Genomic DNA, 10018 nt, shown 5'->3' on the forward strand with positions numbered 1-10018 from the left:
CGGTCCCCGTACCGTCCGGTGGCGCGGATCAGCGGGAGTCGGCCAGACCGGCCGGAGTACGCGCGGGGTCCGCCGGGGTACGCGCCGCGACGACCGGAGCACGTGCCGGGTCGGCAGGAGCAGGCGCCGAGTCGGCCGGAGTACGTACCGGGTCGGCCGGAGCAGGCGCCGGGTCCGACGGAGTACGCGCCGGATCCGCCAGAGCACGTACCGGGTCCGCCGGAGTACGCGCTACGAGGAGGAGGTCCTCGTAGACGTGGTGGCGGCGGGAGGTGGTGCGGTGGCGCAGCAGACCGGCCGCGCGTGCGGGCTCCCCCGCGTCGACGAGGGCACGGGCCAGGGTGTCCTGGACGATCTCGCGCTCGACCCGCACCCCGCCGATCCGTTCCGTCTCCTCCCCCAGAGCGGTCAGCAGGTCCACCGCGGCCCGGGGGCGGCCCGCGGTGATCTCCGCCAGCGCCCGGACCACGGGGGCCAGGACCTCGCGGTAGTCGGGGCGTTCGTCCGCGGCGGCACGGCGGGCCAGGACGTGCAGGTCGTCGGTGGCGGCCTCCACGGCCAGCGCCAGGGCCAGGTTGAAGGTGTGGAAGACCTCCGCCATCCCGCCCGGCGCGGCGAGCAGCTCCCGCACCTGGCCCGGGTCGCTCCGCCCGGCCGGAGCCTGCCCCACCAGGAGCAGGCGCCAGTTCGTCGCGGCGCGCATACCGACGTCCGTCCGCGCGAGTGCCGTGTCCGCCCGGCGGCGGGCGTCCGCGAAGTCGCCGCAGGAGAGGGAGTACAGGGCGCTGTGCCAGTTCAGATGCCGTGACTGCACCGCCCCCGGGTCCTCCCCGAGCCACCGGTCGAGGAAGTCGGCCGAGGCGCGACCGCCGCCCCGCTCGTGCTCGGCGTGCGCGAGGGCGTGCGCGGCGACACCCGAGCGGGGGTACAGGTCCAGCGCGTGGACGGCCAGTTCGTACGCCTCGCGCACCCGCCCCTGCTCCGCCCTGACGGAGGCGAGCCAGCTCTGCCACGGCCAGCTGTCCGGGCCCGCCATCTCCGCCTGCCGCTCCATGAGCGCGTCGCCGTGCGCGCGGTAGGAGGCGTCCCCGCACTCCGCGAACGCGCCCAGCATGAGCCCGGCCTGCTCGTCGGCGGGCCACCGGGCGAAGTGGTCGACCAGATGGTCGGCGGTCAGCCGGTACTGCCGGTGGGTGTGGAGGAAGACCCCGTACACCAGGCTCGCCTCCCGCTCACCGGCGGCCAGCGCGTCCCGGTGCGCGAGCGACAACTGCTCCTTCAGTACGGCGTCGTCCCACCGGTCCCCGGTCGCCAGCGCCAGCAGCGCCCGCGCCACACCGGAACCCGGATCCGAGCCGACCCACTGCCGCAGCAGCGGCAACACCCGCCCGCTCAGGGACAGCAGCGCCTCCACCGCCCGCTCGGAAACGGGCCGCTCGGACGAGGACCGTCCGGACACGGCCCGTTCGGACACGGCCCGCTCGGACACCGGCCGTTCGGACGAGGACCGTCCGAACACGGCCCACTCGGAAACGGCCCGCTCGGACACCGGCCGTTCGGACACGGGCCGCTCGGACGACGGTCCGCCCGCCGCCGTCCCGCCGCCCATCGGCCCGGTCACCGCCCCGCTCACACGCTGGAGCGGAAGACGGCGGTGCAGACGATGCCGCTGTTGCCGCAGTGGTTGCGGCGGAGGTCCAGCGGCAGACCGGCCCGGTTGCCGCTCGCCACCCCGCTTCCGGCCACCGTGGAGCCCTCGGCCCGAGCGCCGCCGCTCTGGTTGACACAGGTGTTGCCGAACACCGCGTTCCCGACGCCGATCACGCTCGCGTGGGCGGCACCGGCCGGAAGCAGGGCCACCCCGGCCACGGCACCCAGCACCGCGACCCGCCTGCCGGACCGCCCCACACCGCCACCCGCACCCCACGTCTCCGTACCCATCGCGTTCGTCGTGCCCATCGCGCTCCTCCTCCACCCGGGACCCATGTCCCGGCACCCGTACGGACGTCCGGACGGGACCGGACCTCATCCCTTTCAACGAAGGAACCGGGCTCCGGGCGCGTGGGCCGACGGGGTGACCGTGCGGAGACGGGGCGGGGCGGCGGGCGGACCGGGCGCCGGACGTCCACGGGGCCCGCCGACCTCGTACGGGAAGCGGCGGCGGGCCCCACCCCGGGCCTACTGACCCAGCCGGTACCGGATCTTCTTGATCAGTTCTCTCAGGTCCGGCTGGCGCAGGAGGCTGTAGTGGTCCGCGTCCAGTTCGACGACGGTCGGCGGGCGGGTCGACCAGCCCTCCGCGTTCTCCAGGAACGAGTAGTCGTCGCCCGCCGCCTTGAACAGGGTCACCGGGCACGACACCTGGCGCTCCGTCAGTTCACGGAAGGTGTACGTGAATTCGAAGGTCTCCTCGACGATGGCGACGATCCGGGCGATCAGGTCCGGGTCCAGGGCCGGGAAGCGGTCCGCCACGTGCGCGACGAACGTCTTCCGGTCCCTGACCTCGTCCGGGAGCGTCTCGATCGCGCCCGAGAAGACGGAGTTGAGGATCGTCACGAACGCCGGATTGCCGTACGAGGCCCCGCCGGTCTCCGCCGAGCGGACCTTCGGGGAGCCGGGGGCGATCAGGAAGAGGTTCTCCACCTGTTCCCCGGCCGCCTCCAGGAGGTGCGCCGACTCGAACGCGACCCGGGCGCCGAAGGAGTACCCCCACAGCGTGTACGGCCCGGCCGGCTGGCGGCGCCTGATCGCCTCCACGTCCGCCGCCGCCATCTCGGTGATCGTCTCGTACGGCTCCTCGCCCCGGTTGATGCCGTACGCCTGCACCCCGTAGAACGGGCGGTCGATGCCGATCTCCTCGGCCAGGTGCCGCAGGTTCATCGTGTAGCCGCCGAGCCCCGGCCAGCAGTAGACCGGCGGCCGGGCGCCGGGCGCGTGGAGGCGGACCAGCCGGGACGCCGGGGTGGCCGCCGCGCCGTCGAGCTGATGGGCCAGCTTCTCGACCGACGGCCGGTCGAAGAGGATCTGCAGCGGCAGCGAGGAGCCGAACTCCCGGTTGATCCGGGTCACGAGCGCCACCGCGATCAGCGAGTTGCCGCCCGACTCGAAGAAGTCGTCCAGGACGGAGACCGCCCCGACCTCCTCGTACTTGAGGGCCACCGCCCAGATCTCCGCGAGCCTGCTCTCCGTGCGGGTCCTCGGCAGGACGTGCGGGCGCCCGTGCAGACCCGCGTTGACCACGGCGAGCCCGGCCAGCGCCTTCGTGTCGACCTTGCCGTTCGCCGACAGCGGCAGCCGGTCCAGGACCACCACCCGGTTCGGGATCATGTAGTCCGGCAGACGGCGGACGAGGTCGTCGCGGATCATCTCCGCCGGGCCCTTCATGTGGACCGTGTCCTCGTACATGCCCTCGCTGAGCCGCTGCTCCTCGCTGGTCCGGCCGCCGACGAAGAAGTACGAGGGGCCGCCCGGGCGGTCGGCCGCCGCCAGGATCTCGTCCATCCGGCGGGCCGCGGGCAGCGGGTGCCCCGACTTCGAGCTGTAGCCGGACGACATGAACCCGAGCCCGTGGCCGCCGAGCTGGAGCCGCTGGAGGGCCCGCCCGAGGTCCACGTACGCCCGGTCGGCGGCCTCGGTGCGGCTGATCACCGTGATGCCGAGCGCGGCCCGCTCGTAGACGGCCTGGTTGATGGCGATGACGTGCTTCTTCTCCACCAGGGCGTCCGAGACCCGCCGTAAGGCGCCCGCCTCGTGGACGTACTGCCCGGCCGGGAGGTCCCGGACGCGGTCCGGGTGCGCCTGCACGTAGAGGTCCACCTCCGGGTCCGCGCGGTGCTCCCCGTCGTACGGGACGATCTCGAAGGTCCCGAGGTCCTCCGCGCCCGTCCCCGGGGCGTACGGCCGGATGTCCAGTCCGTGGCCGGGCAGGACCTCCTCGAAGAGGCCCACCATGTGGCCCGCCTCGATCTCCAGGACCTCCTGGATGTTGTTCCGGTAGACCGGCTCGATCGCGTCCCCGCGGCCACGGAACGCCACCCGCAGGAACGGTTCCCCCGCGTCCGGCAGCGGCTCGGTCAGATACAGCCGGTGGCGCACCGGGTGGTAGTAGTACGTGCCCGGCTCCAGACCCGCGAGCCCGCGCGCCGACACGTACAGCTGCGTCGCGTACAGCGCGCCCGGCGAGGCGTAGCCGTACTTCGGCAGCAGCCGCTCCTCGCTGCCGAACTGGCCGAACCAGCGCAGCAGTTCACCGAGATCGGCGACGGTGAGGCTGCCGACCGCGCGGGAGCCGATGCCCTCCGGGCGGCGGGCCAGTGCCGCCAGGACCTCGGAGCGGGTCACCTCGCCGCCCTCGTAGAAGCGGTACGTCTTGCGGGCGAAGACCGTCCGCCGGGTCCGCTCCGGGGGCGTGAGGCCCGGCAGCGCGACCACCGGGCGGCCCGCCAGATCGGCGTCGTCCCGGGTGCCCGCGTTGGACAGCTGGGCCTTGACCTGGAGCTTCGACTCCTTGGACTGGTGGTGGGCGCCGTGGTTGCCCTGGTCCATCAGGGCGGCTTCCTTCGGGGACAGCTCGACGCACGCCACCAGGTTCTGGAAGCCGGTGCGGGGCTCGTCCTTGACGATCACCGCCGCGTTCTTCACCCAGTCGTGGTTCTCCACGGCGAGCGCGATCTCGTCCAGCTCGACGCGGAAGCCGCGGAGCTTGATCTGGTTGTCGGCGCGCCCGGCGAACTGGACGGTGCCGTCCTCGTTCCAGTGCGCCAGGTCCCCGGTGCGGTAGAGGCGCTCGCCGGTCTCGCTGGTGATGAACCGTTCCGCCGTGAGTTCGGGGCGGTCCAGATACCCCCGCGCGACCTGGACCCCGCCGATGCACAGCTCTCCCTCCCGGATGTGGAAGGTCGTGTCGTGCGCGGGTCTCCCGATGGGTATCGCGGCGGGCGCGTCGGCGAGCGTCGCCCGGTCCACGGTGTGCGAGGAGGCGTTGATGGTGCACTCGGTGGGGCCGTACAGATTGATCAGTTCGGCGGCCGGCAGTTCCGCGAGGAGCTGCCCGGCCAGGTTCCTGGAGAGGATCTCGCCGCCCGAGTAGACCCGGCGCAGGCTGACGCAGTCGCCGAGGCGCTCGGTGTCCACGAGGGCCTGGAGGAGGGTGGGGACGCCCTGGAGCATGGTCGCGCCGTGCGCGCGGATCGTGTCGACGAGGGCGTCGGGGTCGCGGTAGCAGCCGGTCGGGCCGACGGCGACGCGGGCGCCGACCGCCGGGGCGAGGATCTCCCACTGGGCGGCGTCGAAGCTCATCGGGGTCTTCTGGAGGACGACGGCGCCGGGCCGCAGCTGGTGCTCGGCGGCCATCCAGCGCATCTGGGCGACGATCGAGCGGTGCTCGACCATGACGCCCTTGGGTCTTCCGGTGGAGCCGGAGGTGTAGATCACGTACGCCAGGTCGCCGGGGTGGACCTCGTACGCCGGTGGCTCCTCGCCCGCCGTGCGCCAGGCGTGCTGGACGGCCTCGCGGAGGGTGACGACGGTGGTGCCGGGCGGGGCGAGGTCGGTGACGCGGTCGCGGAAGCGGTCCTGGGTGAAGACGATCCGGGCGCCGCTGTCCTCGATCATGTAGCGGACGCGCTCCTCCGGGTACTCCGGGGAGAGCGGCACGTAGGCGGCGCCGGAGGACAGGACGCCCCAGGTGCCGATGACCAGCTCCAGGGACGGATCGACGTGGACGCCGACCCGGGTGTCCCTCGTCACGCCGAGGGAGCGCAGATAGTGGCCGAGGACGAGGGCGCCCTCCGACAGCTCCCGGAAGGTGAGCGTCTCGTCCTCGTGGACGACGGCGGTGGCGTCGGGCCGTTCCAGGGTCTCGGCGTGCAGGAGCCGGTCGAGCGTGCTGGGCATGAAGGTCCCTTCGGATGCGGGTGCGCCGGGGGCCTCGGGTACGGCTCGCCCCGCTCTCCGGCGGGGCCCGGCGGTGGGCCGGGCCCCTGGTGCGGGAGCGGGGGTGGGGGGTGTGGGGCCGAAGAGCCGGGCCCTCAGCGGTAGATGAGGAGTTCGTGTTCGGTGGCGCCTGTCAGTTCGTAGCGGGTCCGGACGAGGGGCCGTCCGGAGTAGATCCGGATCAGGGTGGCCGCGTCGCCCTTGAAGGAGGCCGGGGGGCGGCCCTCGATGGGGTTGCCGAGGGCCACCGGGGTGGTCTCGCGGTCCTCCAGGACGCCCACCAGACGGGGGGTCTCCCGCTTGCGGCTGGTCACCGAGAGGAGCGGCAGGGCCAGTTCGAGGCTGTCGCCGCAGTAGGCGCCGGGGGCCCCGAAGGCCTCCCGGACGTCTCCGGCGTGGACCCATTCGCCGAGCGCGACGGCGTCGAGCCTGCCGTCCTCGCGCTCGGCGATGACCGGTCCGGCCTCGGTGAGGCCGCGTTCGAGTTCGTCGAGGATGCGGCCGAGCGGCCAGTCCTCCCGTTCGGCCACGTCGCAGGCGTTGGCCTCGGGCAGGAACACGCCCTCTTCGAGGCGGCCCTCGACGATCCGGACGAGGGCCGCCCCGCAGTGGGCGAGGACCTGCCGCGCCGTCCAGCCGGGGCAGGCGGTGCGGAGCTCGTACGTCTCCTCGGGGGTGCGGCGGAGCAGTGGCAGGAGCAGGTCCCGCTCCGTTCTCAGGAGCCGGTCCGGCAGCCACGGGTCGCGCACCTCGGGTGCGTCACCAGGGTCGTCGGTACACATGGGTCCTCAGTAGCGGTAGTGGTCCGGCTTGTACGGGCCGCCGACGGGCACGCCGATGTAGTCGGCCTGCTCGGCGCGGAGGGTCGTCAGCCGGACGCCGAGGGCGTCGAGGTGGAGGCGGGCGACCTTCTCGTCCAGGTGCTTGGGCAGGACGTACACGTCGACGGGGTACTCCTCCGGCTTCGTGAACAGCTCGATCTGGGCCAGGGTCTGGTCCGCGAAGGAGTTCGACATCACGAAGGAGGGGTGGCCGGTGGCGTTGCCCAGGTTGAGCAGGCGGCCCTCGGACAGGACGATGACGACCTTGCCGTCGGGGAACGTCCAGGTGTGGACCTGGGGCTTGACCTCGTCCTTGACGATGCCGGGGATCGCCGCCAGACCGGCCATGTCGATCTCGTTGTCGAAGTGGCCGATGTTGCCGACGATGGCCTGGTGCTTCATCCGGGCGATGTCGGACGCCATGATGATGTCCTTGTTGCCGGTGGTGGTGATGAAGATGTCGGCGCTCTCCACGACGTCTTCGAGGGTCGCCACCTGGTAGCCGTCCATCGCCGCCTGGAGCGCGCAGATGGGGTCGATCTCGGTGACGATGACCCGGGCGCCCTGGCCGCGCAGGGACTCCGCCGAGCCCTTGCCGACGTCGCCGTAGCCGAAGACGACGGCCGTCTTGCCGCCGATGAGGACGTCGGTGGCCCGGTTGATGCCGTCGATCAGCGAGTGGCGGCAGCCGTACTTGTTGTCGAACTTCGACTTCGTCACGGCGTCGTTCACGTTGATCGCCGGGAAGAGCAGGGCGCCCTCGCGGTGCATCTCGTACAGACGGTGGACGCCGGTGGTGGTCTCCTCGGTGACGCCCCGGATGCCGGCGGCGATCGTGCCCCAGTCCAGCCCGGTGTCGCGCAGGAGTTCCAGGATGACGCGGAACTCGTCGTTGTCCGCCGTCGACGGGTCCGGGACGGCCCCCGCCTTCTGGTACTCCACACCCTTGTGGACGAGGAGGGTGGCGTCCCCGCCGTCGTCCAGGATCATGTTCGGACCGTCGGCGTCCGGCCAGGTCAGCGCCTGCTCGGTGCACCACCAGTACTCCTCCAGGGTCTCGCCCTTCCAGGCGAAGACCGGGATGCCCGCGGCGGCTATCGCGGCGGCGGCGTGGTCCTGGGTGGAGTAGATGTTGCACGACACCCAGCGGACCTCCGCGCCGAGCGCGACGAGGGTCTCGATGAGGACGGCGGTCTGCACCGTCATGTGCAGGGAGCCGGTGATCCGCGCTCCCGCCAGCGGCTGCCGGTCGGCGTACTCGCGGCGGATCGACATCAGACCGGGCATCTCGTGCTCGGCGAGGGTGATCTCCTTGCGGCCGAAGACGGCCAGCGAGAGATCGGCGACCTTGAAGTCGGTGAAGCCGGTGGCAGTGACGTCAGACATGGACAACGCTCCTTGCGCTGAGGATGGTGCGGTGGATTTCGAGTGCCGCCGTCGACTTGTTCAGGGTGATGTAGTGCAGCCCCGGGGCGCCCTCGTCGAGGAGGCGCAGGCCCATCGCGGTCGCGTGCGCGACGCCGATGCGGTAGGCGGCGGCCGGATCGTCCTTGACCGCCTCCAGGCTGTGGGCCAGGTCCTCGGGGAAGGCGGCGTCGCTCAGCTCCGCGAACCGCCGGATCTGGCGCACGTCGGTGGCGGGCATGATCTCCGGGATGACCGGGGTGTCGCAGCCCGCGGCGGCGAGCCGGTCCCGCAGCCGCAGGTAGTCCTCCGGGTCGAAGAACATCTGCGTGATCGCGTAGTCCGCGCCCGCCCGGCACTTGGCGACGAAGTGCGCGAGGTCGCTCGCGGAGTCCGGGGACCTCGGGTGGCCCTCCGGGAAGGCGGCCACCCCGATCCTGAACTCACCGAGCGAGCGCACCAGTCCGACCAGCTCGTGGGCGTACGTGAAGCCCTGCGGATGAGGTGTCCACGGGCCGCGCGGATCGCCCGGCGGGTCCCCGCGCAGCACGAGCACGTCCCGTACCCCGGCGTCCGCGTAGGCGCCGATGATCGACCGCAGTTCGGCGACGGAGTGTCCGACGGCCGTCAGATGGGCGACGGGCCGCAGGGTGGTCTCGGTGACGATCCGCTTCGTGACCTCGATGGTCCGGTCCCGCGAGGAGCCGCCCGCGCCGTACGTCACGGAGACGAAGTCCGGCGAGAGGGCCTCCACCCGGCGGATCGCGTCCCAGAGGGTCCGCTCGCCCCTGTCCGTCTTCGGCGGGAAGAACTCGAAGGAGAAGGTGGGGTTCACAGGCGTCTGCCTCCCGCGTTGAAGTAGCTCGCCTCCGGGTGGTGGACGACGATCGCGTCCGTGGACTGCTCGGGGTGCAGCTGGTACTCCTCCGACAGCTCCACGCCGATCCGCTCGGGGCGCAGCAGCGCGGCGATCTTCGCCCGGTCCTCCAGGTCGGGGCAGGCGGGGTAGCCGAGGGAGTAGCGGCAGCCCTGGTACTCGGTCCGCAGCATCCCCTCGATCCCGTCGGGCTCCGAGGCGCCCGCGATGCCCCACTCCTCGCGGACCCGGGCGTGCCAGTACTCGGCGAGCGCTTCGGCCAACTGCACGGAGAGGCCGTGGAGTTCGAGGTAGTCGCGGTAGGCGTCGGCCGCGAAGAGCTTCGCGGTCTCCTCGCCGATCCGCGAGCCGACCGTGACGATCTGGAGGGCGACCGCGTCCACCTCGCCGGAGTCCTCGGCGCGGTGGAAGTCGGCCAGGCAGAGGCGGCGGCCCCGCTGCTGGCGGGGGAAGGAGAAGCGGGTCCGCTCGCCTCCGTCCTCGTCCAGGAGGATCAGGTCGTCCCCCTTGGACACACAGGGGAACCAGCCGTAGACCACGGCCGCTTCCAGGAGATCGTCACGTCTCAGCCGGTCCAGCCACATCCGCAGCCTCGGACGGCCCTCCGACTCGATGGTGTCGGCGTCCTTCAGCCCCCACTGGCCCTTGAACAGGGCCGCTTCGTCGAGCCAGGGGGCGTAGTCCTTCAGCTGGATGCCCTTGACGACCCGGGTGCCGAGGAACGGGGGCTCGGCCACCGGGTTGTCGGCGGCGACGTCCGAGCGGCCGACCGGCTCCGGTTCGGTGACCCGCAGCAGCTCGGCCGGGGTCTCGCGCTTCGGCACCCGCCGCTGCTTGAGCGGGGGGAGCACGACCCCGGGGACGCCCCGCTTGACGCCCATGAGCGCGTCCATGAGGCGCAGTCCCTCGAAGGCGTCGCGGGCGTAGCGGACCTCGCCCTGGTAGATCTCGTGGAGGTCCTGTTCGACGTAGGCGCGGGTCA

General features: G+C 72.3%; 7 protein-coding genes. All 7 read right to left on the reverse strand.

Annotated elements, in window-relative coordinates; translation table 11 throughout:
• Positions 1 to 28: 28 nt before the first annotated feature.
• On the reverse strand, positions 29 to 1459 hold the full coding sequence (locus ACFXGN_RS20285; RefSeq protein ID WP_384860920.1) for a hypothetical protein: 1431 nt from the start codon (positions 1457 to 1459) through the stop codon (positions 29 to 31).
• 170 nt (positions 1460 to 1629) lie between these two features.
• Positions 1630 to 1959 carry a chaplin family protein gene (locus tag ACFXGN_RS20290; protein ID WP_384860924.1) on the reverse strand — a complete coding sequence of 110 codons (330 nt, stop codon included), beginning with the start codon at positions 1957 to 1959 and terminating at the stop codon, positions 1630 to 1632.
• 219 nt (positions 1960 to 2178) lie between these two features.
• Positions 2179 to 5895, reverse strand: coding sequence for an amino acid adenylation domain-containing protein (locus ACFXGN_RS20295; RefSeq protein WP_384860926.1), 3717 nt, complete (start codon positions 5893 to 5895; stop codon positions 2179 to 2181).
• A gap of 134 nt (positions 5896 to 6029) precedes the next feature.
• Complete coding sequence (locus ACFXGN_RS20300) at positions 6030 to 6716, reverse strand: maleylpyruvate isomerase family mycothiol-dependent enzyme (protein ID WP_384860928.1); 687 nt, start codon at positions 6714 to 6716, stop codon at positions 6030 to 6032.
• Between the two features lie 6 nt (positions 6717 to 6722).
• The gene (gene ahcY / locus ACFXGN_RS20305) at positions 6723 to 8141 is read right to left on the reverse strand and encodes an adenosylhomocysteinase (RefSeq protein ID WP_384860931.1); all 1419 of its coding nucleotides are present in this window, start codon (positions 8139 to 8141) and stop codon (positions 6723 to 6725) included.
• Positions 8134 to 8994, reverse strand: coding sequence for a methylenetetrahydrofolate reductase [NAD(P)H] (gene metF, locus ACFXGN_RS20310; RefSeq protein ID WP_384860934.1), 861 nt, complete (start codon positions 8992 to 8994; stop codon positions 8134 to 8136). The genes ahcY and metF overlap by 8 nt, the downstream gene beginning before the upstream one ends.
• Positions 8991 to 10018 (reverse strand): vitamin B12 dependent-methionine synthase activation domain-containing protein (locus ACFXGN_RS20315; protein ID WP_384860937.1); only part of this gene is annotated, 1028 nt, incomplete at its 5' end. The genes metF and ACFXGN_RS20315, both read right to left, overlap by 4 nt.

The organism is Streptomyces sp. NPDC059247, from assembly GCF_042754005.1.
Classification (GTDB): domain Bacteria; phylum Actinomycetota; class Actinomycetes; order Streptomycetales; family Streptomycetaceae; genus Streptomyces.

Coding starts and splice junctions, on each gene's coding strand:
- ACFXGN_RS20290 (WP_384860924.1), bottom strand. CDS start 1,959: ATGGGCACGACGAACGCGATGGGTACGGAGACGTGGGGTGCGGGTGGC.
- ACFXGN_RS20295 (WP_384860926.1), bottom strand. CDS start 5,895: ATGCCCAGCACGCTCGACCGGCTCCTGCACGCCGAGACCCTGGAACGG.
- ACFXGN_RS20300 (WP_384860928.1), bottom strand. CDS start 6,716: ATGTGTACCGACGACCCTGGTGACGCACCCGAGGTGCGCGACCCGTGG.
- ahcY (WP_384860931.1), bottom strand. CDS start 8,141: ATGTCTGACGTCACTGCCACCGGCTTCACCGACTTCAAGGTCGCCGAT.